We start from the raw sequence: 23,532 nt of genomic DNA on the forward strand, positions 1-23,532 counted from the left end.
GATCCTTACGAGAGCTGGGCGCGGGTGAGGGCTTCGTCGAAGCGGACCCAGACGCCATTGGCGTCCACGTCAACGACTGTGCCTGCGGGCGAGCGGGTGGCGCTGGCGCTGGTCTTGGCGACCGTCTGGTCATCGACGATGTAACAAACGGTGCCGATGTCAGCGATGGCGATCAAATCGGTCGAGGCCGAGTTGGCGAACTGGAACGACCCCTCACGGAAGGTCTGAGGCGTCAGGCCAGCCGTGGTGCTGATACCGGGCGCTTCCGCACGGCCTGCGCCAAAGGAGCCGGTTGCAAGCGCACCTTTGATCAGGTGGCCCGAGACGTTGCGCATCAGGAGCGAGCCCGCATAGATCGTCTGGTTCGCACCCAAGAGGCCCGAGCGGTCGCCTGCGGCCAGCTGTTTGGTGGAGCGGTTATCGGTCAAGGCAACCATCAGTTTGCACCTTTCTTGGCGTCGGCCTGCAGCGAGGCGAGGAATTTATCGTGCGGAATGCCGAGCTGATCTGCGACCTGCAGCTGCTCGGAGTTCAACGCGGTGATTTCTGTGGTGGAGCCGGGCGGTACCTGAGTAAGCTGCCCTGTGAGCCCAAGGATCGGCAGAGCGTTGATCTCTTTTTCGACCCGGCCAGCGTCTTGCGCGTGCATGGCGATATAGTGATCGCGCAGCGGCTTGACGCCTACCCGGCCCTTGGCGATTTCGCCGTCGACGAACGTGGTAGCCTTGGTGGTAGCACCCTCGGTCTGCAGCGCGGTCAGCTTGCCGCCGACGACTGTCAGCTCGGCTTGAAGCGCCGTGATGGTGCCATCGGTGGTTTTGGCCGATTTCGCTGCCGCAAGGATTGCGACGGGATCGCCGCCTTGGATACCCAGCGCCACGCCGATTTCGGTCATGGCGGTTTGCAGAGCCGGAGCGTCGGCCGGGGCCTTCATCTTGCCGATAGCGACGACGATCGCCGCCTCGGTCGCGTCGTCGCCAAGGCCTGCGGCCTTGGCAATAGCTGCCAAGTTCATGGGGAAGTTCTCCGTGTTGAGAGAGGTGAGGCCCATCAGATTGGGCTTATTGGTCAGCGAGGCGCGCAACACCCGCGTGATGACGTTGTCGGCGGTGTGATTGAATACCGGCGAAAGGCCGCGATAGGCGCGGTCGGACATGAGTTCCTTGCCCGCGTTCGTCCAGCGCACTTTGCCCCAGAGACCATCGGCGCGGGCTTCTAATTCAGTGATCCACCCACGCGCCGGGGCTTCTCTCCCCATGCCAAGGTCGGTTGAGTGATTTTCGTCAATCGGCATGCCGCGTTCGGATTGCATTGATCCTGCAATCACCGCCGCCAGATCGGTCACCTTATACGGACCGCGCTGGTCGTAGGTTTGGATTTCGCCGTCTGCGGATGGCAGCAAATGAACCCACTCCGGCGCGTCTGCGCTATCGGGGAGGTCAATGGCCGCAGCAAGCGCGACAAGTGGGCGGGGGAGCGATTTTGTCATACCGCGACTATGGCGATGGCGGCGAAACCGAATAACCTACAACGGTGTGTAGGGATGTATGTGCGGACGCGAGCACAAGCCTGCATGGCTTGAGATCACGCGTCAAGGCTCAGTTAGGTGTCAGAACCGCTGGTTTTGTGCGCTTGCGCTCAGCGGCTCGGTAAGCTTTCCAAACAGCTGCCCCCCCATCCGCGACATCATCACTGCCGTGCATCTTCCTCATATAACGCCGGAAATCGGCAAAATTATCCCCGGCCGGGAAGTTGGCGTCAGCTAATGCGAGCCGTATAAAATCCCCTTCGAAATTGGCGCGCTGGATAGTGGAGGCCATAAATTCCTTGAACGTCATTATAACTCCTGTCCTAATACGGTAGGAGATAGCTGCCGAAGTCCCGAAGGGAAGTCGTGCATCGCGGGAAGCAATCGCGGCTAGCTTCAACTTTCCAGCGCGGCCGCCAAAGTTTCGCTAATGATGGCCAGAATGCCCTCGCGGTCATCCTCCGACAAACCAAGGAACGGCCGGGCCGGGATATTGCCCCACGGCAGATGGTGGAAATGATCGCGGCCTTTTTTGTCTTTGCCCATGAACGCGCCGAATGCGCCTTGTGCCGCGCCGAACTGTTGAACGGCCGCGTAGGGCTCCGGAGAGCCAATCCGCACCGAATTCTGATCGTAGTCGTGGAAAATGCTGCGCGCCATCTGACCGCTGAGATGCAGAATGCCGCCAAATGGTTTGCCCTGCTTTTTGTAACGCGCAAGGGTCACCGCCGAGCGCGGAGCCCACGCTGCCCCGTCCGGGCTTACCTGCTCGGGAAAGCGGTCTTTGGTTTGCTTCACTAGGAACATGCCGATCTCGTTCATCATAGCCGTGCCATCGGATAAAGCCGCAGCCACGCCGTTAAGGGCTGCTTGAACTTCGGCATCGTTGATTTCGACGGTAATCATCGCTATATTCCTTTGGAGGCGGTGTACCCCGATGGGCAAGGGGGTCTGTGAAAGCAGCTGATGTTGGTTCGAGTCCAACCCCGCCTTTAAATCTTATTCGATTGCGCGGCCTTCGATCTGGATCATGCCTTGGCCCAGCTGGATTTTCAGATCTCGCGCTGACACGATCCTGCCCGACTGAACGGTGTTGAGGATGCGCGCGGCTTTCGAGAGGTCAGAGCCAATCTCGATCACAAGCTTGGCGTGGTTTGGCGGTATGTCGAAAATCAGAATGAACGTCGGCTTCGCCTTCGACGTGTCAATCAGCACCGCGTCCGGGCTCTGCAAATGCGCAGGAAGCTGACGGTACCATGCCAAATCCACCGGAGCGACCTTTGGAGCCTGACCCGGATGCTTTGCCTTCGTGCTCGGCGTCGTGACGTCCAGCGTGCCCCGGAAACTGTGCTGGATGTTTTTATCGGTCACTGCGATTTCTGCCGAGGCGATCTGAATGTTCTGTAGCTTGGCCGCTGCCACCCAATTCGGCTTCAGGGCTCCGACGATCATAAAGTTCTGCTCGACATACGAGCTTAGCGATTTGGTAACGAACGCATCGAACTGCGCAACCAGCTGCTCGGTTGCAGTTTTAGACAGCAGGCTGGCCGCGAGATCAGCGCCGATCGCTGCAGGATGGTTCGGTATTTTGCCAAGCGCACGGGCGATGTCATCCGAGACACTGGCACCCACAGCATAATCCCAGCCTTTGTCGATGCCACGCGGCGCGCCGGTCTTTGGGTCTGGCATCTGCCACCCGTCGGGCAAGAGTTTGTCCGGATCGCCCCCCATGCGGCGGACGCCGGCTGCGGTGTTTGCGCCATAAACGCTGCAGGTGCAGCCCCAGCCGTTCGGAGGGGCGTGACTTTGCCAGAACGGATGATCGGGCGGCAGGGCGACGCCATCCCAAGCCAAGTGCTGCAGGCGTGGCTCCATCGCGTTGCCGTGGCTGTAAACCCAGAACTTGAACTTGCCGTCGACGAGTTGCGCCATACGCCCGGACGCATAAGACGTCGCCATATTGGTGCGGTAGATCACACGCGCCCGCCAAGCCCGGCCCTTCTCCGTCGTATCACCAGTCCAACCGCGCCAATTGTGGGCGTCCGCCGTGGCGAGAAACTCCGCCTTGAACTTGTCAAAGGACCGATGCTCGACGACAGCACGATCGACGGCCGCAGCGAGGTCAGCCAGAAGATCAGCTTTCATCGCTCCCGCAATAACAAACGCCCGTTCATGCTGGTCATGGAGCAGATCGTCCCAAGCTTGGGTCGGAACCGGATTGGCCAGCCGCAACCGGAGCGCTGCAACTTGCTCGCGGAACGGCGATCCAAAAGTCGCGCTGAGAACGGTCAATCGCTCGCCTCCGTCACATCGACCCTTCCGGCCAGATTGGCTGCAATGAACCCTTGCGCCAAAACAGCCGCCAGTGCGGCAGATGGCAGTTTGTCAAAGCCCTCGGCCAGCATCGCTCGGAGTTCCTCAAAGCTGGTGGCTACGGCGAACATGTCCGCCACCCGCGCAACGATTGCATCCATCGCCGGCGCGGCTTCTATTGCCATCTGATCGGTCAGCAGGCTCTCAGCCGACACCCCCTGTTTTTTGCCCGCTAAGGGGCCTTCTGTCTGTAGGGCGGGCGTTGGCGCTGTTTGACCCTCAACCCGTTTAATAACGTCTGGAACCCGTTTAATTTTTGAATTCGGATCGTTAGGGTCGGCGGGCACCGCACCCGCACCCTCCGGACGGAGCAATTTGGCCCCCGCTTTGGGTTCAGGCAGGCCAAATCGGGAAAGGATCGTCGCCTGTTCGACTTCAAGACCGCGATCAATCAGCGGCCCCAAAGCATCAGACAGAGCTTTCAGATCTTCCTCTTCCGGCTCCTCGATGCGCAAACGCGGATATGCCGCTTGCGGGCCATATTCCATCTGTACCCAGATCGGCACGAGATCGCGGTTGAGGGTGGCTGCGAGCGCCCGCGCATCGGCGCGCTTGATGTCTTTGCGCACATCGCCGTGCTCGGCTCCGGAGCCAAGGCCACCGGTCACAGCATCGGTCGTCGCCGTCTGGCCGAGGACCGCTTTCGAGATCTGCATGTCGATCCAGTCGCAGCGCTCTTTGTACATGCTGTGACCGGCCCCGACGTTGCCGCTTTCGATGAAGTCGATCGACATGCTTTCGGGAATAATCGCCGCGCAATCACCCGCGATATTGGCCACCGCGCGAAACAGCGTCGCCTTATCCTGCTCGGAAGCGCCGGGCCCGAACTTGCCGACCCGCACCGGCTGGCCATAGGTCTGGCTGAAGATCGCCCAGTCGCGCTGGCTGAAGGCTTTGAACATCCATGCCCAAGCCGCACCGCGCGCAATGCCGCTGCGCATCGGCAAGCCCGATTTCGCCTGCATCCGGCAGAAGATGAACTTGGCTGGTGTCAGCGGCTCCTCTTGGCCGTTTTCTGTGATCAAAAGCGGCGTTGCCAGATCCCGGCGATGAAAGCGGAACCAGCGCTGATCGCGGCGCACTAAGCGGGGCGAGTATTGCCCTTCCGAATGATCATAGGTCACTTCGGTAAAGCTGTAGCCTTTTGCCACCGCGTCCAGGATATCAAACAGCTCGTCTTGCAGCTCGTCGCGCTTTAGCCAATCGCGGATCAGCTGGGCATGTTTTTCATGCTCGGGCGAATCCGACGCGGCATCCACCTTGACCTCAATTTGACTGACCGCGCGGCGGCGGGTGCCCAAAACGCCCTGATAGTGCAGATCGCGCTCTTCAATGGTTTCGGCCAACTCAAGGTAGCGGATCGGATCGCCAACGTCGGCTTCGCGCAAGATGTTGGCCAAACGCAGTGGGTTTAACCCATCGCCCGGATAGCCAGAAATCGGGCTGCGCACGCCGCCAAGCGTGGGGCCCGCAACTTCTTGGGTCAGCGATTGGCGGGCGAAGGGCCTGCCATAGGCATCGAGCAGGACGGGGGATTTCATCAAATGCTTCCTCTTAGGCCAGCGCCCAACGGCGCGCGATAGCCGCCACCGCTGTCATCTTCGTTCGGCAGGTCGGTATAATCGGTCGGGCCCGTGCCTGCGTTGGGACGCGAAACGGCCTGATAATGGTATTCGACAAAACGCAAGCGGCTCGCCCAATGCGCCAGAGCGATGGCAATCCCATGGTCACCGTGGCGCTTTTTGCCCGTGCTGCCTTCGCGCAATGCCGGCACACGGGCGATGCCGCGCACGATTTTGATGGCGCGGATGTCGGCCAAGTGCTCGGCGTCGGCAATCAGTGCCAGCATGTCATCTTCAAACGCGACCTTCAGCGGCGGCATGTGCAGCCGATACCACTCCTCGGAAAACTTCACCGCGATGACAATACCCGAGCCTTCGGGGTCTTCGCGCAAACCAAACTCGCGACCCAAATCCTCGGCCACGGTCCAGCCCATGCCGGTGGCGTCGAAGGCAGCGCCAATCAGCCGAGAACGCACATGCTCAAAGATAGTCCGCACAATCAGTTTCTGCTCGACACCCGGCACATTGCGCAACTCAAACGCCAAAACTTCGCGGCGTTTAAGACGCTGTTCAATGGCCATTAAACTACCTGCTGTAAGGTCGGCCACGCGGGCAAAGTCAAAGCCGAAGGCAAACTGCGGTGCGAGGTCCAGCTGGGCGAGCTGCGCGCGCAGCTCCTCAATGAAGGGGGCCATTGCCGACGCCTGATCGAGCCGCGAGCGGAACATATAATCGGCGGGCAACTCCAACCGCAGCACCGGCGTTTGGACCGTCATGCGCGCTTCAATCAGTGGGGCGGGCAACCATGCTCCGGAGGAAAGCGACGGCACGCAGAACAATTCCTCGTCCGCACCGTCGCCGTAAAAGTCTATGATATCTTGCCGCCACTTCGCCTCGGCGGCAGGCGTCCACGTTTTGCCGGTGACAAGGCAGATGCGCTGGTAGAGCCCCTCGGTCAGGGCCTGATCGAAGTCGATGCGGATATGCTGGAACTTCGACTTCAGCGAGAGGATGTCTTGGATTTGCGCGTTGAACTCGTTGTCGACGCCGTCATGCGTCGAGCAAACGATAACCTGACCGCCCCACATCAGGAACGCCAGTGCCGCCTTCAAGAGCTCCTTCAGGCTGTCCACGAATGCAGCCTCGTCGACGATGATCACGCCCTGCTTGCCGCGCAGGCCGCGTGGGGCGGAGGACAGCGCCATGATCTCGAAGCCAGAGGCGAACTTGATCCGGAAGGCGTTGATCGCCTTGTCTGCATCGTCCTGGTCAAACAGCGTCTCTTCAACTTCGCCGACAGCCACTTCGAAGGCCCGCGCCCACATTGCGCAGGCGTCAATGAACTCGCGCGTCATCTCGCGGCTGTATGAGATGTACATCACATCCATGCCGCCCGCCGCTTTCTGACGACCAGCGCGCATAACGGCATAGGCGGCAAGCCCCCATGTCAGGCCAATCCGGCGCGACTTCTCAACAAACAGCACCGGGCATGTGCCGTCGAGCAGCTTCACGGTGCGCGCCTGATAGGGCAGCAGCACCTTGGGCAAACCCACCTCGGCGATAACGTCTGGCATCGCGGCCATCGCCTCGCGACGCTGGTCTTCCCATTCAGTGGCGGTCAGCGTGTTGCCCATCAAACTTTATCCGCCAAATCAAGCAGGCCACGCCCATGGGTGTAGGTGTAGCCATCGACGGTGACGGCGACCGAGAATTGCAACCGGCCAGGTGCTGCCGGCAGACCAACCGGCGAGAAAGCCCAGATGCCGGTGCCCGATCCAAGCGCCGTGCCGCTGATGATCAGAACGGTATCGGCGATCTTAACGCGCAACGCGGCCGTCGCGGTATCGATGACGCTCACCTCCCCCGCTTGGATCAGAACCTTGAGGTCCACCAAGATCGGATCGCCGTCGCCAACACTGCGATAAATCTCTACGGCACTTGCGGCTTTCATGCGGCTGTCTCCAAAAGTTTTGACGGTCGGGCGTCGGCTAGGAACGCCACGGGTTGGGCATCGGCGCAGAGCCGCGTAGGGGTGTGGGTGGCGAGCAATCGATCCCAATCGATCAGCGGTGCGGGCGATGATGTGCCGGTGAGGCCGATGCTTCCGGTTGCTCCCCCTTTTACGGGGGCTTTGCCCTGCCCAGAACCCGCAACGTCGAGACTGCCGATCCCACCGCCCGCTATGGGGGAAAGACCCGGTGGCGTGCCGGCTGCGATCCCGCCAAGCGAAACGTCACCTGCCGCAACGCCCGCGACTTTGGCCAAGCCAACTACATCCCCGCCGAGGGAAAGGGCGCCGGCCGCAACCGCCTTAACCTTTGCGGTGCCAACTGCTCCACCGTCCAGCGGGAGCGTCCCGGCCCCGACCGCACCCGTGGGCGACCCAGCAACACCGACACCAACTCCGCTCAACGGTATTGTGCCGGCTGCGACAGCGGCTGCAGGAGTCGCGCCCGCTCCGGCTCCAGCCAGCGGTATCGCGCCCGCGCCCACCCCAACTGCGGGGGCCGCGCCGGTACCGGCTCCAGTCAGTGGCAAAGTTCCAACGGCACCGCCTGCCACCGGCGCGCGCCCGGCCGCAGCGCCGTCGAGCGATACCGTGCCCGCGCCAGTGCCGATTGATCCCGTCGCCGCAACCATCTGCAACGCGCCTGCCAGACCCGTGCCGTCGTTCGGGATCGCGCGCCCCATGAAATCATGGCTCCAAGGCGCTTGACCTGCCGGGATCAATGGCAGCTGCGTTCCTGCGGTTGGCGTGTAATCGCCACCACCGCCGCCCGCGCCTAAGAATGATTTGTCATTGACCCAAGGCAGATTGAGCGGCGCTGCGTTGGTCCCCATAATATCGCCAAGAGCGGAAATCTCGCCAATCCACTGTCCGACCCCCGGAGCCGTGGCGGTGTTGGTGTCGCCGCGCCGGGCTGCGTTGCCGCGCGCCAATGCCTTGTAGATCACCGACCAATTGCCGACCAGAGCGGCGTTGGTCCCAAAGGTGTCCGACTTCATGTTGTATTCGTCATGGCTGCAAAATTTATGCACCACATGCTTTTGAACGGTGACAGAACCGGTGTCCTGATAGGCCATATTGGTTCTAGCACCGACCATCGTGTCACACATGATCAGCAGGTTTTCGACAGGGTTGACGTTGCCGTCGGCATTGAGCGTAACCACTGCGCTGGTGACGCCGCCAGACTGCTCGCAAACCACACCAAGGATCGCAAAGCCGCGCGCCCCAATAACGCCACTTGTGGATATGCACCTTCCGCCGTCCGTCGTCGCCATCATCATCGACCAGCCGACCATGGTTCCCAAGCTCGCCGGGATGCCCGTCGTGCCAGCCAAGTCGAATATTCCGCCGATAATCTTAGACCCAAGGATGCAATACGTGGTGCTGGCGTCGGTAAAGCTGCCGTCGCACCCAATCGTGATAACGGCCTTGTTGGTGACACCCGTAGGACGCGCCTGACCGACCGAAGCCGTTTGCGTGCAGTTTATGAAAAAGCAAAGCCCAGTGCGGTAAATCCAGCTGTCATAGGCTACAAAACCGCTTGCGTCGAAGTGGACATTTTCAAACGCCATCATCGTCGAAAATGTCAGGTTGGCGGCGGCGTTATCGAGAAAGCCTATGGCCCCCGTCGCCCCGCGCTTGAGCGTGATATTCCTGAAAACACATTGGTTTGGTAGGCTGCTTGTCTGAGTAGAGCCCTTGTCCTGCAAGATCGTGGTGCGCTGTTTAGTCGGATCGGCGGCCTCAATGATCAAGGGCCAAGCGTTTGTTGGCCCGTTTGTCCGCAAAACCGTATTCATCACATGCGTGCCTTCGACGAGGCGCACGATGCAGTTGTTTACGAAATTGCGGGCATAGTTGGTATTGCTAAAGGTGCGCAGCGCAAGGCACGCCGCAGCGCAGGTTAGAAATGGCAAAGCCGCAGCGGTTGCCGCCGTTGCAGAGGCCACGCCCGTGCTGTCATTGCCCAGAGTTGCATCGACATAGGCGAAGGGCTGACCATAGCTGCCCGTCCGGTTGTTCAGGACCAGAAGCGTCGTAAAGTTCGGCGAAGGATAAACACTGCCATCCACCGAGGCTTGAAAGGCAGTACCGACCCAAGGATAAATTATCGCGTCAATTGTGACTGCCGCGCCTGCGATAAACCCGGTGAAGTCCAGATCGGCGGCATAGTGCGGGACGCTAAAACCTGATGCGGAATAAAAGGCAACCGACATGGCGGTAACTGTTTGCGTGACCGTCGTCGTGCCATCGGTGGCAATGAATTTGACTGCGCGGACGGCCCGTCCGGCGCGAGCGTGAGCATGACCGACCGCCAGCCGGGCGCGGAATGTATTGGCGGCGCATACTTCCCGATCTCGATTGAGCCACTTCGGAATTGCCAAGGGCGCAAGCCGCGTGGAGTTGTTGACCGCGCCGCCCGCTATGAGATCGCCAATGTAGATTGGTTCGGAAAGCGCGACTTGATCGGCGGTTAGACTGGCCTGATTGGAATACGGTTGGCGTATCCGCGACATGCAGAGCAAATCATCCAAAAAGCTGATCGGCGCGCCCGTGTCATCAAACCCGGAGCGGGTGACGCTGAACAGCTCGGGCGAAGTGGCAGGCGCAAAAGTCGGCGGCGATGGATAGGTGACTGACCAGCCGTTGCCATTGACGCTTGCGAAAAGTGCAGCGGCCATGTCAATTCCTCTTTGCGTCGCGCCAGTGCCAGTTGGCATCGGTCAATTCTAGCCGGTAGCCGAGGCCATAAGATGCGACCACTCTGAAAGGGAAGCCGCGTGATTGTAATTTCAAATACTTAGCTGTGTTTCGTAGGGCCATTTCGCTGGCGTCTCTGCTGGGTATTTGAAAGTCCAACATATCCAGCAACGTGGTCTTGGTGACTATTCGCCCCGCTGACCTGAACAGCATGAGAAACAAAAACGCCGGCTTACGCTGAAATCCAGTATGGTCGATGACATCAGCCAACTCGACCTCATCGGCCAAAATGTTTGCCGAGACCACTGATCCGCAGCATGGGCAAACAGTCGTTTTCACTAAGCACCGCCGATGTTCAACGTGAAGGAGGTGATGCTGACCGCCTGCGTGATCGCGAGGTTGATGTTGTCCAGCGTCATATCACCACCGCCACCGGTGCCGGTAACGGTGCCTTGGTAGTCAACGACGCCGCCGCCCTTGATGCGATAATACCCCGCAATCCCAGTTGCGTCGGCGCTGAGGTCTTGCCAGACGCCCGATAGGCCCTTCGCCCCGGCAGAGGCATTCGCCATCCAGTCAGAAGGCAAAACCATAGTGGCTAGCACCGTGCCGCTGTCTGCGACTCCGGTGTTCGCGGGCATCGACCCAGTACGAAGTTCAAGGGTGGGACTAGCGCCGGTTAAGGCTTCCATGGCGTCAAGGGCAGCGTTACGGACGCGGGGTGAGAATTGCATTGATGGTATCCCTTTGGGGCTTAAGTGAAGATTTGGCTCAGCAGGCGGCGCTCACTGCATCCCAAGCGCGGCTTTATACATTTCGATGATCGACTCTTCCTCGGCGATCTCGTCGGGCTTGCGTTTGCGCAGAGCGATGACGCGGCGCATTACCTTGGTGTCGTAGCCCCGGCCCTTCGCTTCGGCGAACAGCTCTTTTTCCTGTTCAGCCACGTCTTTCTTTTCAGCGGCCAGCTGCTCGGCGCGCTCGATGAACTGGCGGAGCTCTTCGGAGGTAACGCTGTAGGCTTCGGTGACGTTACTCATGCCTGCACTCCCAAAATCTCGGATTTGATCTTCTCAGCGGTTTCCTTCGTCATGCCGGCTGCCTTGGCGACGGTATCGACGGCGGTCTCCACTTTCTTGGCGAACTCGGTTTCCAGCTTGCGACGGCGATCGCTGCTGATGTGCTGGGCCTGCGCCGCCTGCTTGAAGGCGCTCGCGAGCATCATGGCATCGCTGGCCTTCATGCTGTCGGCATCGCCAAGCATCTGAAACACCAGCGCCTTGATGGTCTCCCCGGTCAGCACGGTCAGATCATCGCTGGCTTTCGCGTCGAACTTATCGGCCAGAACGGCGACGATCTCGCTGGTTTCACTCAGGCGCTTGGACAGTCGGGCCAACCGGATCGAATAGCGGTTGAAGCTGCTGAAGGCCGGAATGGTGAATTCCAGCTCGCCCCGATGCTCAGCCATCAGCGCTTCGCACTTGCTTACGAACTCGGCATAAATATCGGTCTGGGTGCGCTCGAGCGTGGTCAGCTCTTTCGCTGCCCAAGACACGATGCCTTCGGCTTCGGTCGGCATGGTTTGGAATGACGATAGCCGCCCGCGCCCGATCGCCATTGGTTATTCCCCCGAACGACTGGGGCGATCAATGCCCTCAATGACGATGGCGCGGCGCATATGGCGCGCGCCTTTTTCGGTCAGCGTGGCGATGACAACGGAATCCGCCCGAAACAGGGTGACGGCCCCCATTTGCTCGAGCCAATCAAGCTCGCCGTGAACCCATTCGCGGGGCCGGTCAATGCCAAGCTGGTATAACTCTTTGGCAATAAAGCCCGAATGCAGGCGTTCATCCACCTGCTTTGACAGCGCCTTCAGGATGATCAGTCGTGCGTCAGGGCGCACAACGTCGTTTTCGTAATTCATGGCATCAAGACTTTCGCAGGAGGTGCTCTTCGTGGCGGCTGACGGTGGCTTCGACCCGCTCCATGATTTCGCCGTGGGAGCTCAGTTTGACGTTCATCACGTCGAGAGCGCCCGAAAGCCGCATCATGGTCAGCTCCAGCTCATGCACGTCCTTCTTTGACGGCCCGGACTGTTGCTGCTGATCCATCATGCTGACGCGCTGTCCGATGGCGGTTACTTCGACCGTCAACGAGTCGAGGCGCACGCCGTTTTTCTTCGATGGGCCGCTGAAAATGTTCCAAACGACCGTCGCAAGGTTGACAAAAGTCGAGAGGGCCAGCGCCCAAAGGATCAGGACCTGTACGGAGGTGTCGTCAGGCGTCACTTGGCCACCCACGTTTTAACGACGTCTTTGACGGTGTGACCGCCCATATAAAGGGCCATGTAAAGGCCACTTAACTGGATAAGATCGGAGAACGGCATCGGCGGCAGAGCGGTCTTCCAGATCGCGTTGGCGATGTGCAACAGGACCGTATTCCACAGCCAAAGGAAGCCGAGCAAATACATGCCAGCCGGTCGCCAAGCCCGCATCCAAGTCGGTTCATCCTGCTCGGCGGCAAGCGTCGCCAGTTGCAGCTGAAGGTCGCGATCATAGGCCGCGATCATCTCGGGGGCAGCGGTTTCGACAGCACGCATGGCCTCAATAACCCGTCCGGGCATTTCCTCCATTGCCTTAGGCAATTCTGCGGGCGGCACCCCAATCCTGTCGGCGATGGCCTGCACAACTGCCGATGTCAGCTGACCGTTTTGATCGCCAATCTTTCCGGACAGCAGCTTTTCGATGAAAGGCAGGCCGGATTTGAGGGCAAGAGCGATAAGTGGCGTCATAGATCAGAAGCTCCGAAGGATGGCCGCAACACGCGGCAAGCTGGGATTGATTTGGGCGGCGATGACATCGCGGTACCGCCACGCGAGCGACGCGCCCCAAAGCGCGAGGCCCACCATGCTGGCGTCGCCAGAGTACGGCAGGCTGGTGATCTGATCGGCGAGGCCGGTTGCAGCGGCTGGCAGGGTGGCTGCGGCGGCAAGTGCGGGCGCGACGGTCTTGGCGCGCGCATCAAGGCGACGCTGCAGCGTACTCAGGGTCGCACGGCCGAGGATGCCGTCGACGGTCAGACCGTGATCGCCTTGGAACTTGCGCGCGGCGGCTTCGGTAATCGCGTTGATGTTCGCGCCCGGATCATACCCTAAGACCTTGAACCCAGCGCGGGCGGCGGCAGTTTCGGCCCCAGATAGCAGGAGACCCCAGCGTGCGAATCCGGCTACGGGCGTCGGCAGGGCAGCCGCGCGGTATTTGCCATCGAGCAGCATATCTGCTTCGCGCGAACGTCGATCCGTCAGGCCCGGCAGAACCTTGCCGCCCGCCTTGTTCCACTGCATCAGGCTTGCGCGAATTTGAGCGCGCGCGGCGTTAGTCTTCCATAGCTTGACCCAAGTGGCTGTTTTGATTTTGCCAAGGTTCCAGTGAAACGAGACGCCCGCATCGAATTCGTACTTATTGGGACGGGTGACTTTCGATCCAACGACGTCTGTCATGGCGATCTGGACGGCTGGCTCGTAGCTGGACCGCAGCGCCTCTTGCAAAAGCGCAGTCGCCTGTTCTTTGGTGATGATCATGCCAGCCTTGGGCTTCACGACACCTGAGGCTGCCGTCAGACCAGCGCCGATGGTCCAAACCCCTACGCTATCGCGATAAGCGCGCAGCACGACGCCCTCTTCAAGCTCTAGGGCGGCGATACCTTGGGCGCTGGTTTGCATGACTGTCCTCGGGAAATGAGGCGAGCCAAGCTCGCGCGTTCCCGGTCAGTATGCGATGCAAAGGGGGGTCAAATTCACCTACAACGGTGTGTAGGGAGATCAGAGCAGGGAGTGCTGACGTGGGTCGACCCAGCCGCGCTGCGGTCCGTTATCAATCCAGCGGGTGACGGTCGGCATTGACGCGTGCAGCCTGCGGCAAATATCCGCTTTGGACAAGCCCTCAACGGTGAAGAGGTATTGCGCGATCCACGGCTTGGCGGTCGGCACCCGCGCCGGCAGCCGATCTTTCACATCCGCCAAGGCGCGCAAGCCGTCCATGCCAATCGTTTCGATTGCAAGTGCCTTACCTTTTGGGTTCTTGGCCACGTAAAACTCTGCCCCGCCAAATGCCAAAAAGAACCGAACAGCGAGTTCGGCTCCAAGGGCTGTAACATAAGCCTCGAGATGGGCAGGCGGGCGCGGGATGTTCACGGATCGCCACCGAACTTTTCTGCTTCATTGCCCCAACACGTCCAACCGGCGCGCTGCTGACGGCTGAAGAGTTCGCAGCGTTGCGCATTCGGCATCAGCTTTTCGGCCTCGCGGAAACACTCCTCGGGCTTGCGGCTATGCTGACGGGCAAGCCCGAAGATCGTGTTGCGCACAGACCGCGTTGTCTTCGGGGCCCCGCGTGTGGCGATGAGGAACGGCTCGCCTGCATTGCGCAGAATGTAACCGGTGCCAAAGGTCTGGCGGGCGTTTTTCGTTTGCTTGACCCAATGACCGCTGGTCTTGAAGGTGAAGCCCCACGCGTCGATCAACTCCAACGCCTGCGGTAGCATCGGCCCGACTGCCCAGAACCACAGCAAGCAGTCGCGCGCCGCGAGCAACTCGACTGGCATTGCCTTGCCTTCATCGATCGACATGGTCTTATAATAGGCTTGAGGCGATTTCTCGTAGCCGAGATCGGAGCGCATTTCGTACTGCCACGGGAAATCCGCCATGATCAGATCAAAGCCACCGGCCGGGCGCAGATCGCGGAATGGACTGATCAGGTCAGCTGAAACGGGACGCGGTACCGCAACCGGACCAATATGCCCAAACATGTCCGCCATCGGGTTCACAGCCTGCCTCTGTCGCCCAAAAACCGCCCAAATTCTAAGACCAAGCAAATTATTGGACAGTTCATGCAAATCCAGCTGTATCGATGGCTGTGCCAACGCCTTAGGCTCCTACCAGCTTGGGCTATTGCCATCCCCAATGGACGAATCCGATGCACAAGAACGTCGCTCAACTGCTGAAGAAGCAAGAATCCGACTTGGAAAACGAGGGCCGGGACATGTGGCGCGCGGCCGTTGCAGACGTTGTGATGGACCTTCTCTTGACCGGCAAAGTTGTTAGCTATCAAACGCTGTGCAAAAAAATTGAGGCACAAATTGACCTTGGCGAAAACTTGCCAATTCGCAGCCAGCTGCGCGGAGCGTGGAATGTTCTGAATGGGCTGCCGCCGCGTGAGTGAATAAGCGCGATCTGCTATCACAGCTTTATCCCCGCCCGCCCGCACATCGCCTTCAGCGCCTCAATCACCGTGGCGATCTGCTTCCAGTCGCGTAAGCCATCGATGTCGAAGGGCACCGCACCCCAAGCCTTCTCAAACCGGGCGCGGATGAAGGCATTGAGACCCGCTGCCCCCGGCAGATCTACCGCACCCGCCCGCGCGAGCTTGCCCCAAAGCACATGGCAAAACTTGATGTCACCGCGCGTGGCTGGACGACGATAGGTGCGGCTGGCCTTCCCGGCCGAGGGCTTGAACCCGCGCGCCTTCAGCGCGTCGAGCACCGCCTGTTGCTCGGCAGGCGTCATGGTGGCGAGGCTCTCTTTGCCCGTCACCAGCAGCTGCAGATCGCGGCGGGTGTCGTTATCCATGCCAAGATCACGGCAGGCAACATGGATGGTTTTCAGGACGGTGTTGGCGGTCATCTGGTCCCCTTCTTTTTACCTAGCACCTGCTCGACCGCCTCGCCGAACTGGCGGATGAGCACATTGATATCGACGACGAAACAAGCACCCTCGCGCCCCTCGACTCGCAGATGCACCTCTTCGTGGGTGATGCTGACGGTGAAGCGCGTCATGTCGTCCATCTTGCCTTTGGCTTCGGCCAAGTGCTGGCCAATCGACCCGCGATCAGCCGCATACACGGGTACGGAAAACTGGCAGGCTTCGCGGCTCATCGCTCTACGCCTTCGCCAGATCGATAGTGACCGCCTGCCACGCACCGTCAATCGACGTGCGGCGGTGGCAGCGAACATAGGTTTTGGACCCCTCGACGCGCATGGCATCGCGGATCGCCTTCATCCCTCGCATCCAGCGCGGATCGGTAATTTCCAACCGCAGCAGCATGAAGATTTCCGAGCGATTGATCTGGCCCGCCTTGTCGGTGTTGAAGGCGCGGGTGACGATGGCGCGGATTTCGTCGCGCGCCCCTTGCGCCCATTCGTTCAGGCATTCATCGACCAGACCCTTGGCGATCTGCAGCTCGGGGCCGAAGACGATGTTATCGGCAACTTGCACCGATACCTTGAACAGCCCGTCATGCGTGGTCAGGGTTTTATTGCCCTTCGCGCCGCCCACGGTGCTTTCATATTCCTGTGCCAACAGCGCTTCAAAACTGCCGAGATCGTCAAAGGTATGCTCTTTGAAACGGCTGACCTGCTCGGAAAGCGCGATGGCATGGCCCATCACTTTGCGCACCAAACCGTCTTCCAGAAGGTGCTGCGGCTTGATCAGGCTGACTGGAACCATCGCGCCTTTGGCGTCAGGCATATATTCGACATCACCTAGATAAGTGCGGCCGGAGGGGATTTCAGCGGGCGTGAAAGCGGTCATTTAATGGTCCTTTAAAGGGCTGATCAGGAGGACTTCGGGAGGCTGTTCCCCCGGCATGGTAGGGACGAGGCCAAAGGTGGCGAGCACCACGGCCATCGCTTCGATCTCATCCATGGACACCAGCGTGACGCCGCGCCGACCGTGCAGGTCGATCTTGCCCAATGCGCGGGAGCAGCGTTTTAGCAGATCATTCATGGGCAGGAGCGCTGCATCGGTCATGTCTTTTCCACCTCTGCAAGATAACGCGGGCAGGCATTGCAGGCCCGGCGCATGCGCTGGCGCAGTGGGTTGCCCATGACAAAATGTGGGGCCTTGTCGCGCCAGTCTTGGCAGGTCTGCGCGCCGATCTCGCCCAAGCCGGGGCAATCCATTACCCGGTCCATAAAGACGCCGCGCACCCGCTCTTCCAGCCGCGCAGTGTCGGCCTTATAGGTCATGTTCAACACTTGGCTGATACAGGCACCCGAGCGATCCAGTTGCATGGCGACCCTGCCCTGCGTTGTTCTTCCGCAGACGATGGCCAGCGTTTCAACCCAATCGGGCAGTTCCGCACCCCATGCAGCGCGGGCAACCTCAAGCGACGTTGGCTTTTGCACCTTCATTGCCCGACCTCCGCCAGCGGAGTCGCCGTGCCTAGGTTTGGATCAACGATGCACTGGAGCCTGCGCCCGCGCGGCGCTTTGATCCCGGTCGCGTTGATCAGCCGGTAAATTGCTGGCTTGGTGGGCGGGATCGCCTTTTGCACGACACGCAGATAATCCGCCGTGAGCAGCAACCGGCAGTAGGAGCCAGCCTCCTCAAGTGTCAGCGGCACCGAACACATCGACAACAGGTCAGGCGGTGAAAAACCCCGGCTTTTCCGCATGATGGTCCACATCTGCTCATAAGCATCGCCAACCACCGGAGCGATCCTGATCTCGCCTTCCGGAATGACTTCAAAATTCAGCTTCGAAGCGCGGCGACCTTTTGGCGGTGATATGCGGCGCACCTTGCCTTCGGCTTCCCAGCCTTTGACGATGTGCATGGCGTGCGGAATTGTTGTCGAAACCTCAAAGCTGATATTGGCAAAGACGAACTGTTGCAGCCGCAAGGCCACGGTCCAAGCCGCCTCTGCCTTCGCCAGCGCATCAGCTGAAGTATAGGTAGGTCCGCTCATGCCGCAGACCTCCGGCTGCGACCGGCAATGATGCCCAGTTGCGGTCGCGCTATCGGAGCTTCACCCGTGTGAAAGGCTCGGTTTGCCCACTCGCCTTGGCCCAGATTCTTCAGCCCTTTCGAGGCTGCGAACTCATACATATTGGCCAGATTGGTCGAGATAATCCGCAGCGACCCTGACGAGGCGTGCAGCACTGCGGCGCGCAAATCGCTGTCGATGGCGATGCCCGGCGCATAAATCGGCGCGAGAAAATTTATATCTTCCATCGTCGCAGGCTCGGCTGCCACCCAGCTAAGAATACGCCCGTGGACGCGCTCCCATTGCTTTAGCTTCTGCGGTAGCAATTCCTCGCCCATCAGGATCAGCGGCACCTCTGTTGTGTCGTGCAAGTGGCGCAGCAGGTCGATGACCTTGCCTTGCGGGTCTTTCGAGCCCTTCGGCAGCAGCTGATCCGCCTCGTCGATGATCAGAATGCGGTTGGTCTTCTGTTGCAGCTGCACCGCCTGAAGGAACAGGTCCGCCACCCCTCCGGTCGGGCGTCCGCCCAGCTCGGCGACGATCATGCCAAACAGGCTGCGAATGCCCCCGACCGGCAATGCCGTGATGTGACAGGCGTTGATCGCGTTGGTGGCGAAGATGCCGGAGGTGGTTTTGCCATATCCTGCCGGGCTGAAAAAACAGCCAATGCCCGGAAGGCCGTATGCCCGGTTTTCCAGACGGGTTGCGAGCGTCAGCAAGCGGGCCACATTGGCCAGCGGGGCTACGTTCTTGATAGGTTGGTTCGCCTGTGTCATCCTGTCCTCGTCCTGTTATCGCCGCCGTAGGGCCCCACGCCCTCGGCGGCTTTCCTCATCCGGAATAAGCTTCGCCAAACTGGCTCCACATCGACCGTTCGGCGATGTATTCGGGGCTGGTCTGGTAGCCTTGCAGCGCTGATCGCTGTTCTTTGGTGACGGGCTCTCCCGCCTCAATCCGGCGCTCCAGCTCAAGCATCCGCTTGAAGCGCTGGCGCGCCGTTTCCTCTTCTGCCGGGGCTGCTTGTGCCCGCCGTGCGGCCAAATCTGCGATGATGACAGCCTGCGCCTGATGCACTTCGGCGTCAGAGTTCGCGGGGGCCGAGCGGGGCCGCTGCGGCAAGCCATTGCCTTTGCCAAATGCACCTTTGACGACCTTGCTTCCGACCGGGCCCAGCGGGGCGGTCGCCGTATCGTCCAGCATTCGTCCGACTTCGGCAGCGGTCAGGGTGCGATGCGCCGCGAGAGCTGCTTTTTCGGCGTTCATCCAAGCCTTGCGCATCCGGGTGATCGACTTACCCTCGTCCATGTCGAAGAAGCCAACAGCCTGACGACAGGGCGCAAAGCCGAGATAGGCGTTGTCGGCGGAATAGACGTGCAGGCCGTCATGGAAGGCGGCGAGGTCAAAGCGGATGATCAGCCGGTCGCCCGCATATTCATGCAGCCAGTCGGCGTAGAACTCATTGCGCTGGAACCAGATCGCACCCGTGCTCTTATCGGCACGAATTCCTTCCGCGCCCAGCAGCCAAAGCCGACGCTGCGCTTCTGTGGCTTTGCGGATCGGCGCTGTTGCGTAAGCTTCGTCAAACACTTGGGCGAAACTGCGCCCCCATGCCACTTCAGACCTGCGCCCGACTCGGGTGTTATGCTCTTCAATCCCTTCGGCAAGCACCCGCTCGAATTCCTCCAACGGAATTGCGCGACTGCCGTAATCTTCGGGTTTGGCAAGGGGGCTGTTACCCGTGTAGGCACCCGCGAAACGCGGATCGAGCGCGATGCTGCGGCACATGTCCCGGAAGGCCCGCTCAATGGGCTTGGCCTGCCCGTGGTAGGGTGTCGCAAAGTGGATTTTGGTTCCGAGCGAGGTAAAGAGACCCGGAATATCGTCCTCTTTGACCTTGAAGCGATACCGCGTTGCAGCCCCGCCCGTGATCGATTTGGCGGCGAATTCGCGCCCGTTATCCAACAAGATGTGCTCGGGGATGCCCCAAGTTTCGATCATGTCACCGGCGCAGAGCTGCACGGCCGTGGAGTTGGGGTTGACGTCGATGCGCCAAGACAAAATGCGCCCAGAGTAGATGTCCTGAAAGGCTACCATTTGAGGGCGACCGATGATCGGCTTTTCACCCTTCGGCGCGGGCCAGCTGGCGAACACGTCGAACTTATGAAAGTCGGCGTTGACCGCCTCCATCGGGGCGAGCGCCGTCTTGTCCCGCATCTGGGGCGGGTACAGGCGCTGCAAAGCCTCAACGCCCTCACGGGCCAGCACCTGTGTTACCTTCGATACCCGGCGATCCATCACGCGGCGCATTGTGCGCTCTGGCAGCGTATCCCAGCCCTTTTTCTCGGCGATGCGTATTGAACGGCGGTAGCTGTCAGCGAAGGGAACAGGCCCCAGCCGCAGGAAGTCGCCCTTCAGCACCTCAAAAAACTCGGGGCTGAAATCTTTGGCGCGCGCCCGAGTCGCCGCCGCACGATTACGTGGGGCGAGGTAGGCCAAGCGGTCATCTGACCGCACGCCTTCGATCATCTGAAACCATGTCCAGATCGTGCGGGTGCCGGTGCCGGAAATTTTTGCGATATCGACTGCGGCCATATGGCGACCGCGCCCTTGCAGCGCTTCCAGCGCTTCGACCTGCTGAATGATCTTCAGCCGTGCCAGCGCCTTATCTTTGACGCTCTGCGGCAATGCTTCAAACCATTCCCAAGCCTCATCGCGGGACTGTCGAGCGGGGGCTTGAGGGGCAGCGGATTTCACGGCAGCCGCTTGCAGCATCTTGCGTTTGGCGCGGTCGGGAAACAGCTGCCAGTTATACTCCCAGCCGCCGCCTTTGCCCTCGCGGCGGCGGGCCGAGTTGGGGCCATTTTCGCGCCAGCAAAGCCGTTCGGCATGCATGTTCACACCCCGCTTTGAGGCGGGCAGATCGGGAAGCGCCGCGACAGCGATCTCCTCAGCTGTCCACCATTCCTGCGAGGGCGTGATTGGGCTGCTCATTCCTCAGCTGCCCCCGAGGTCGCGGCGATCTCTGCCAACAGTTGGGGGCGGTCCATCTCAAATCGCGCCGCTTCTTCCTCTGCGCCCAGCAAGCCTAGTTCTTCGAAATGCTCGCTCACAAAGCGCCGTTTCGCGGCTTTTGGTGCGCGCGACCATAGGGCAGAGAGCGCCTTAAACGCCACTTCAATGGGGTCTATAACGGTCAGTGGAACGCCGCTGTTTGCCGCCTTGACCGCCCGAAAAGCCTCCGCCGCGTTCTTCGCTTTGCCTTGATTAAGCGCGGCGATAACCGCCATGCGCTCTTTGCCGAGCCGAGGCATTTTCGCTATGTCGCCGAGGTCTTTAAGGGTCACCTGACGCGGTGCCGTGCGCAGGTCCACTGCCTCTTGCGGCTCAAGACTGCCACCAAGCGAAACCAGCCGCCGCACATGGCGTTCGTCGATCCCGAATTTCTCGGCGGTGGCCCTTGCGAACGATGCGACGGACATAATGTCCGCCGCATTCCAGCGGGCGGCAGCAAGAGCCGCTCCTGACTTGGCTTTGGCTTCTGGATGCAACCGCTCGTATATTTTCTTCCGCGTCGCTAGGAAGACGGCGGTATCTAGCGGGTTCAATTCCGCCCCGGCGATGTTGTCATCGACTTCCATCAACAAGGCCCAGTCGTCAGTCACATCTGTCCAGATTTTGGCCGGGATCGTGTCCCAGCCGAGCCGAATAGCCGCCTCCAAACGGTGCGCCCCAGCCATCAAGAATAGCCCTTCCTTCCGCTTGCGCAGATGGACCGCGTCTTTCATCACACCCAGCTCGCCGATCGAAGCGATCAGGCTCTCGACGGCAGCTTCCGACACCGGACGCAGGCGGCTTCTGACGATGATATCTGCGACTGGAACTTGCGTGGCATCACGCTCAATAGGAGTCTTCATTTCTGGATCGGAGCCTTTGTCATGGTGTAAAAAAACCGTCGATTGCCGTCGACGAACTGCTGAGTGCAGATGATCTCCGCGCCGTGGTGCCGCAGCTCCGAGATGACAGCATTTACCGCCATCACCCGCGCCTTGCGAACTAGGTCGCGCGTCGTATGAGGACGCCCGTTGGACAGCACTTTCAAAGCGCGCTGTAGGCGGGGTGAATTAAGCGCGGCGGCGTGCATATCAGCCCCGCTTGCTGGGGCGAATGAGCCGGTAAGCGCCGGTATCGGTGCCCCCAGAGCTGTAGCGGCAACCGCCGCACATGCGATGATGGAAGCCTTCGCTTTGGAACTCTTTGTGACAGCACATACACCAGCGAGACTGCGGGCGCTTTGCCTCTGGCACTCCGGACAAATGTTTCCGAAGCCAAATCTCCCCCTCGGGGCGAGACTTAAACAACGGCGAAGTTTCTACGATGCCTATGGCGTGAAAATCCTTGCCGCCGCAGCGTTCAATGCGGGGGCCTTTCGGCCGGGGGACAGACAGAAGCAGCTCACCCATCACACCCGCCCCCGCTTTGCCAGAAGCTCAGAAATTCGGCCCGTCAGGCCCAGCTCCATCATCTGATCTAGGCGACCAAAGATCGCATCCATCGCCCGGCTGTATTCCACCGTGGCGGCATCGCGGATCGGCTGACCCACCGAAATATCGCGCATCGCGCGCCTTGCCACCTGTGCCAGCCGCAGCTGGCCGATCAGGTCAATCCATGCGTTCGGGGCGCTCATTTCAGACCCAGCCCGTGGCCGATAAAGAGCCCCATAAACAGCAGAGCAAAAAGACAGGCGGCACCGATCAGGTCACCTGTCCAATGCGCATCCAGACGCGCCATAGCGCGAAGCAAGCGGGCCATCATGCGGCCTCCTTTTTTGATTTACGGGGGGGGGCGGGGAACGTCGCGCGGCCACTCAAGGTCGCGCGGCCAGTTGGCGTCGAACCAAGCTGTCATCATGTCAGACGTTCTGGTGGTGCAATCAAAGCGAGGATTCATCAATCGCTTGAAGAAATCTCCCTTGCCCTTTGCTCGCATTGATCCAGTCGCGCGCATCGAAATGGCGAAATGTGAGACCCCTTCGTGGGCCGCGAGCGCTTCAGAAAGCGCGACTAGGGGGTGTTTCGTATCCATGGCTCATATTAGCCATTGTGGGCTATAATAGGCAAGCCCAAAATGGCTAATATTGTTGGACTAGCCATTTTGGGCTAATAGGGTTCATGGACCCCGTACTTTCAGCCATAGATGATGCACTTGCTCGCACCGGCTTGTCCGATGCGGCGGCATCAAAGATGGCTGTCGGGAACCCATCGCTCATCAAGAATATGCGGAGCGCTCGCGGAGAAGAAAAACGATATAGTTTCCAATCACTTCAGGACTTGGCTCGCGTCCTCGGACTGGACTGTTACTTCGGTCCCAAGCGAGTTTTCGAAGGGTTCGCCGAACAGGGTGGCGATTCAAACTTGCAAGATAATTTTGCGATAAGTGCGGGGCATCTCCCGATTCCTTGGCATCCGGCAATGCAAAAGAGCGGGACATCTCCAGTTGCATTTTTGTACTCTTGGCTCGCCTCAGAAGGGTTAGCTCCTGATCATCTTCAAGCTATTGAACCCAACGAAAGCTTCCTATCGTTTACGGATGCGAAAAAAACTG

The 23,532-nt window shown here is 60.0% G+C and carries 32 protein-coding genes, 1 tRNA gene and 1 pseudogene; 3 read left to right on the forward strand and 31 right to left on the reverse strand.

Features of this window, described 5'->3' with window-relative positions; genetic code table 11:
- Positions 1-5: 5 nt before the first annotated feature.
- The 4 genes from JWS10_RS04585 to JWS10_RS04600 all read right to left on the reverse strand — a co-directional run bounded on the left by JWS10_RS04585 (position 6) and on the right by JWS10_RS04600 (position 2,434).
- Entirely contained in the window at positions 6-437 is a 432-nt protein-coding gene (locus JWS10_RS04585; RefSeq protein ID WP_299505193.1) for a hypothetical protein, read from the reverse strand.
- Entirely contained in the window at positions 437-1,489 is a 1,053-nt protein-coding gene (locus JWS10_RS04590) for a phage protease (RefSeq protein WP_299505194.1), read from the reverse strand. The genes JWS10_RS04585 and JWS10_RS04590 overlap by 1 nt, the downstream gene beginning before the upstream one ends.
- A 109-nt stretch (positions 1,490-1,598) precedes the next feature.
- Positions 1,599-1,838 (reverse strand): hypothetical protein, encoded by a 240-nt coding sequence (locus JWS10_RS04595; RefSeq protein ID WP_299505196.1) that lies wholly within the window; start codon positions 1,836-1,838, stop codon positions 1,599-1,601.
- Positions 1,839-1,924: 86 nt separating this feature from the next.
- Positions 1,925-2,434 carry a phage virion morphogenesis protein gene (locus JWS10_RS04600; RefSeq protein ID WP_299505198.1) on the reverse strand — a complete coding sequence of 170 codons (510 nt, stop codon included), beginning with the start codon at positions 2,432-2,434 and terminating at the stop codon, positions 1,925-1,927.
- Positions 2,435-2,450: 16 nt separating this feature from the next.
- On the opposite strand from JWS10_RS04600, the gene JWS10_RS04605 reads away from it, so the two are divergent.
- Positions 2,451-2,521: transfer RNA gene (locus tag JWS10_RS04605), tRNA-OTHER, on the forward strand.
- A 6-nt stretch (positions 2,522-2,527) separates the two neighbouring features.
- On the opposite strand, the gene JWS10_RS04610 is transcribed toward JWS10_RS04605, so the two are convergent.
- From JWS10_RS04610 to JWS10_RS04680, 15 genes are all read right to left on the reverse strand, one after another.
- Positions 2,528-3,820 carry a phage minor head protein gene (locus JWS10_RS04610; protein WP_299505199.1) on the reverse strand — a complete coding sequence of 431 codons (1,293 nt, stop codon included), beginning with the start codon at positions 3,818-3,820 and terminating at the stop codon, positions 2,528-2,530.
- Positions 3,817-5,442 carry a DUF935 domain-containing protein gene (locus JWS10_RS04615; protein ID WP_299505200.1) on the reverse strand — a complete coding sequence of 542 codons (1,626 nt, stop codon included), beginning with the start codon at positions 5,440-5,442 and terminating at the stop codon, positions 3,817-3,819. Before JWS10_RS04615 ends, JWS10_RS04610 begins: the two co-directional genes overlap by 4 nt.
- Positions 5,442-7,097, reverse strand: coding sequence for a hypothetical protein (locus JWS10_RS04620; RefSeq protein ID WP_299505201.1), 1,656 nt, complete (start codon positions 7,095-7,097; stop codon positions 5,442-5,444). Before JWS10_RS04620 ends, JWS10_RS04615 begins: the two co-directional genes overlap by 1 nt.
- Entirely contained in the window at positions 7,097-7,414 is a 318-nt protein-coding gene (locus tag JWS10_RS04625) for a hypothetical protein (protein ID WP_299505203.1), read from the reverse strand. The genes JWS10_RS04620 and JWS10_RS04625 overlap by 1 nt, the downstream gene beginning before the upstream one ends.
- Positions 7,411-10,152 carry a hypothetical protein gene (locus tag JWS10_RS04630; protein ID WP_299505204.1) on the reverse strand — a complete coding sequence of 914 codons (2,742 nt, stop codon included), beginning with the start codon at positions 10,150-10,152 and terminating at the stop codon, positions 7,411-7,413. Before JWS10_RS04630 ends, JWS10_RS04625 begins: the two co-directional genes overlap by 4 nt.
- Position 10,153: 1 nt before the next feature.
- Positions 10,154-10,459, reverse strand: a complete 306-nt coding sequence (locus JWS10_RS04635) for a helix-turn-helix domain-containing protein (protein ID WP_299505205.1) — start codon at positions 10,457-10,459, stop codon at positions 10,154-10,156.
- 50 nt (positions 10,460-10,509) lie between these two features.
- A complete protein-coding gene (locus tag JWS10_RS04640) occupies positions 10,510-10,905 on the reverse strand; it encodes a hypothetical protein (protein WP_299505206.1) in 396 nt (131 codons plus the stop codon).
- 51 nt (positions 10,906-10,956) lie between these two features.
- Positions 10,957-11,211 (reverse strand): DUF2312 domain-containing protein, encoded by a 255-nt coding sequence (locus JWS10_RS04645; protein WP_299505208.1) that lies wholly within the window; start codon positions 11,209-11,211, stop codon positions 10,957-10,959.
- A complete protein-coding gene (locus tag JWS10_RS04650; RefSeq protein WP_299505209.1) occupies positions 11,208-11,789 on the reverse strand; it encodes a phage protein Gp27 family protein in 582 nt (193 codons plus the stop codon). The genes JWS10_RS04645 and JWS10_RS04650 overlap by 4 nt, the downstream gene beginning before the upstream one ends.
- A gap of 3 nt (positions 11,790-11,792) precedes the next feature.
- The gene (locus tag JWS10_RS04655; RefSeq protein ID WP_299505210.1) at positions 11,793-12,095 is read right to left on the reverse strand and encodes a hypothetical protein; all 303 of its coding nucleotides are present in this window, start codon (positions 12,093-12,095) and stop codon (positions 11,793-11,795) included.
- A 4-nt stretch (positions 12,096-12,099) separates the two neighbouring features.
- Positions 12,100-12,459 (reverse strand): DUF2730 family protein, encoded by a 360-nt coding sequence (locus JWS10_RS04660; RefSeq protein ID WP_299505211.1) that lies wholly within the window; start codon positions 12,457-12,459, stop codon positions 12,100-12,102.
- Entirely contained in the window at positions 12,456-12,962 is a 507-nt protein-coding gene (locus JWS10_RS04665) for a hypothetical protein (protein WP_299505212.1), read from the reverse strand. The genes JWS10_RS04660 and JWS10_RS04665 overlap by 4 nt, the downstream gene beginning before the upstream one ends.
- Positions 12,963-12,965: 3 nt before the next feature.
- A complete protein-coding gene (locus JWS10_RS04670; protein WP_299505213.1) occupies positions 12,966-13,892 on the reverse strand; it encodes a peptidoglycan-binding protein in 927 nt (308 codons plus the stop codon).
- A 99-nt stretch (positions 13,893-13,991) separates the two neighbouring features.
- Positions 13,992-14,363: a helix-turn-helix domain-containing protein gene (locus tag JWS10_RS04675; RefSeq protein WP_299505215.1), complete on the reverse strand. Its 372-nt coding sequence runs from the start codon at positions 14,361-14,363 to the stop codon at positions 13,992-13,994.
- The gene (locus tag JWS10_RS04680) at positions 14,360-14,986 is read right to left on the reverse strand and encodes an MT-A70 family methyltransferase (RefSeq protein WP_299505217.1); all 627 of its coding nucleotides are present in this window, start codon (positions 14,984-14,986) and stop codon (positions 14,360-14,362) included. The genes JWS10_RS04675 and JWS10_RS04680 overlap by 4 nt, the downstream gene beginning before the upstream one ends.
- Positions 14,987-15,111: 125 nt before the next feature.
- Between JWS10_RS04680 and JWS10_RS04685 the strand changes: the two genes are divergently transcribed.
- Entirely contained in the window at positions 15,112-15,390 is a 279-nt protein-coding gene (locus JWS10_RS04685) for a hypothetical protein (protein ID WP_299505220.1), read from the forward strand.
- A gap of 17 nt (positions 15,391-15,407) precedes the next feature.
- Here the strand turns inward: JWS10_RS04685 and JWS10_RS04690 are convergent, their stop codons facing one another.
- The 12 genes from JWS10_RS04690 to JWS10_RS04745 form a co-directional block, all read right to left on the reverse strand.
- On the reverse strand, positions 15,408-15,851 hold the full coding sequence (locus JWS10_RS04690) for a regulatory protein GemA (RefSeq protein WP_299505222.1): 444 nt from the start codon (positions 15,849-15,851) through the stop codon (positions 15,408-15,410).
- Positions 15,848-16,102, reverse strand: a complete 255-nt coding sequence (locus JWS10_RS04695; protein WP_299505223.1) for a hypothetical protein — start codon at positions 16,100-16,102, stop codon at positions 15,848-15,850. Before JWS10_RS04695 ends, JWS10_RS04690 begins: the two co-directional genes overlap by 4 nt.
- Positions 16,103-16,106: 4 nt before the next feature.
- Positions 16,107-16,757, reverse strand: coding sequence for a DUF3164 family protein (locus tag JWS10_RS04700; RefSeq protein WP_299505224.1), 651 nt, complete (start codon positions 16,755-16,757; stop codon positions 16,107-16,109).
- Entirely contained in the window at positions 16,758-16,976 is a 219-nt protein-coding gene (locus JWS10_RS04705) for a hypothetical protein (RefSeq protein ID WP_299505225.1), read from the reverse strand.
- Positions 16,973-17,359, reverse strand: a complete 387-nt coding sequence (locus tag JWS10_RS04710) for a hypothetical protein (RefSeq protein ID WP_299505226.1) — start codon at positions 17,357-17,359, stop codon at positions 16,973-16,975. Before JWS10_RS04710 ends, JWS10_RS04705 begins: the two co-directional genes overlap by 4 nt.
- Positions 17,356-17,913, reverse strand: a complete 558-nt coding sequence (locus JWS10_RS04715) for a hypothetical protein (protein WP_299505227.1) — start codon at positions 17,911-17,913, stop codon at positions 17,356-17,358. Before JWS10_RS04715 ends, JWS10_RS04710 begins: the two co-directional genes overlap by 4 nt.
- A complete protein-coding gene (locus JWS10_RS04720; RefSeq protein WP_299505228.1) occupies positions 17,910-18,707 on the reverse strand; it encodes an ATP-binding protein in 798 nt (265 codons plus the stop codon). The genes JWS10_RS04715 and JWS10_RS04720 overlap by 4 nt, the downstream gene beginning before the upstream one ends.
- A gap of 55 nt (positions 18,708-18,762) precedes the next feature.
- Positions 18,763-20,922 (reverse strand): transposase domain-containing protein, encoded by a 2,160-nt coding sequence (locus tag JWS10_RS04725; RefSeq protein WP_299505229.1) that lies wholly within the window; start codon positions 20,920-20,922, stop codon positions 18,763-18,765.
- Positions 20,919-21,845 carry a ParB N-terminal domain-containing protein gene (locus JWS10_RS04730; RefSeq protein ID WP_299505232.1) on the reverse strand — a complete coding sequence of 309 codons (927 nt, stop codon included), beginning with the start codon at positions 21,843-21,845 and terminating at the stop codon, positions 20,919-20,921. Before JWS10_RS04730 ends, JWS10_RS04725 begins: the two co-directional genes overlap by 4 nt.
- A complete protein-coding gene (locus JWS10_RS04735; protein WP_299505233.1) occupies positions 21,842-22,072 on the reverse strand; it encodes a helix-turn-helix domain-containing protein in 231 nt (76 codons plus the stop codon). Before JWS10_RS04735 ends, JWS10_RS04730 begins: the two co-directional genes overlap by 4 nt.
- Before the next feature lie 318 nt (positions 22,073-22,390).
- A complete protein-coding gene (locus JWS10_RS04740; protein WP_299505234.1) occupies positions 22,391-22,615 on the reverse strand; it encodes a hypothetical protein in 225 nt (74 codons plus the stop codon).
- Positions 22,612-22,740 carry a hypothetical protein gene (locus JWS10_RS04745; protein WP_299505235.1) on the reverse strand — a complete coding sequence of 43 codons (129 nt, stop codon included), beginning with the start codon at positions 22,738-22,740 and terminating at the stop codon, positions 22,612-22,614. Before JWS10_RS04745 ends, JWS10_RS04740 begins: the two co-directional genes overlap by 4 nt.
- Positions 22,741-23,099: 359 nt before the next feature.
- Here JWS10_RS04745 and JWS10_RS04750 point away from each other — a divergent pair.
- Positions 23,100-23,532 (forward strand): annotated as a pseudogene (locus JWS10_RS04750) (hypothetical protein); the annotation flags it as partial.

This window comes from Cypionkella sp., assembly GCF_028290025.1.
Classification (GTDB): domain Bacteria; phylum Pseudomonadota; class Alphaproteobacteria; order Rhodobacterales; family Rhodobacteraceae; genus Cypionkella.

Bases quoted from the DNA above. Each gene is read 5' to 3' on its own strand.
- JWS10_RS04585 (WP_299505193.1), bottom strand. From the start codon at position 437: ATGGTTGCCTTGACCGATAACCGCTCCACCAAACAGCTGGCCGCAGGC.
- JWS10_RS04590 (WP_299505194.1), bottom strand. From the start codon at position 1,489: ATGACAAAATCGCTCCCCCGCCCACTTGTCGCGCTTGCTGCGGCCATT.
- JWS10_RS04595 (WP_299505196.1), bottom strand. From the start codon at position 1,838: ATGACGTTCAAGGAATTTATGGCCTCCACTATCCAGCGCGCCAATTTC.
- JWS10_RS04600 (WP_299505198.1), bottom strand. From the start codon at position 2,434: ATGATTACCGTCGAAATCAACGATGCCGAAGTTCAAGCAGCCCTTAAC.
- JWS10_RS04615 (WP_299505200.1), bottom strand. From the start codon at position 5,442: ATGAAATCCCCCGTCCTGCTCGATGCCTATGGCAGGCCCTTCGCCCGC.
- JWS10_RS04620 (WP_299505201.1), bottom strand. From the start codon at position 7,097: ATGGGCAACACGCTGACCGCCACTGAATGGGAAGACCAGCGTCGCGAG.
- JWS10_RS04625 (WP_299505203.1), bottom strand. From the start codon at position 7,414: ATGAAAGCCGCAAGTGCCGTAGAGATTTATCGCAGTGTTGGCGACGGC.
- JWS10_RS04630 (WP_299505204.1), bottom strand. From the start codon at position 10,152: ATGGCCGCTGCACTTTTCGCAAGCGTCAATGGCAACGGCTGGTCAGTC.
- JWS10_RS04640 (WP_299505206.1), bottom strand. From the start codon at position 10,905: ATGCAATTCTCACCCCGCGTCCGTAACGCTGCCCTTGACGCCATGGAA.
- JWS10_RS04645 (WP_299505208.1), bottom strand. From the start codon at position 11,211: ATGAGTAACGTCACCGAAGCCTACAGCGTTACCTCCGAAGAGCTCCGC.
- JWS10_RS04650 (WP_299505209.1), bottom strand. From the start codon at position 11,789: ATGGCGATCGGGCGCGGGCGGCTATCGTCATTCCAAACCATGCCGACC.
- JWS10_RS04655 (WP_299505210.1), bottom strand. From the start codon at position 12,095: ATGAATTACGAAAACGACGTTGTGCGCCCTGACGCACGACTGATCATC.
- JWS10_RS04665 (WP_299505212.1), bottom strand. From the start codon at position 12,962: ATGACGCCACTTATCGCTCTTGCCCTCAAATCCGGCCTGCCTTTCATC.
- JWS10_RS04670 (WP_299505213.1), bottom strand. From the start codon at position 13,892: ATGCAAACCAGCGCCCAAGGTATCGCCGCCCTAGAGCTTGAAGAGGGC.
- JWS10_RS04680 (WP_299505217.1), bottom strand. From the start codon at position 14,986: ATGGCGGACATGTTTGGGCATATTGGTCCGGTTGCGGTACCGCGTCCC.
- JWS10_RS04690 (WP_299505222.1), bottom strand. From the start codon at position 15,851: ATGACCGCCAACACCGTCCTGAAAACCATCCATGTTGCCTGCCGTGAT.
- JWS10_RS04695 (WP_299505223.1), bottom strand. From the start codon at position 16,102: ATGAGCCGCGAAGCCTGCCAGTTTTCCGTACCCGTGTATGCGGCTGAT.
- JWS10_RS04700 (WP_299505224.1), bottom strand. From the start codon at position 16,757: ATGACCGCTTTCACGCCCGCTGAAATCCCCTCCGGCCGCACTTATCTA.
- JWS10_RS04705 (WP_299505225.1), bottom strand. From the start codon at position 16,976: ATGACCGATGCAGCGCTCCTGCCCATGAATGATCTGCTAAAACGCTGC.
- JWS10_RS04710 (WP_299505226.1), bottom strand. From the start codon at position 17,359: ATGAAGGTGCAAAAGCCAACGTCGCTTGAGGTTGCCCGCGCTGCATGG.
- JWS10_RS04715 (WP_299505227.1), bottom strand. From the start codon at position 17,913: ATGAGCGGACCTACCTATACTTCAGCTGATGCGCTGGCGAAGGCAGAG.
- JWS10_RS04720 (WP_299505228.1), bottom strand. From the start codon at position 18,707: ATGACACAGGCGAACCAACCTATCAAGAACGTAGCCCCGCTGGCCAAT.
- JWS10_RS04725 (WP_299505229.1), bottom strand. From the start codon at position 20,922: ATGAGCAGCCCAATCACGCCCTCGCAGGAATGGTGGACAGCTGAGGAG.
- JWS10_RS04730 (WP_299505232.1), bottom strand. From the start codon at position 21,845: ATGAAGACTCCTATTGAGCGTGATGCCACGCAAGTTCCAGTCGCAGAT.
- JWS10_RS04735 (WP_299505233.1), bottom strand. From the start codon at position 22,072: ATGCACGCCGCCGCGCTTAATTCACCCCGCCTACAGCGCGCTTTGAAA.
- JWS10_RS04740 (WP_299505234.1), bottom strand. From the start codon at position 22,615: ATGAGCGCCCCGAACGCATGGATTGACCTGATCGGCCAGCTGCGGCTG.
- JWS10_RS04745 (WP_299505235.1), bottom strand. From the start codon at position 22,740: ATGGCCCGCTTGCTTCGCGCTATGGCGCGTCTGGATGCGCATTGGACA.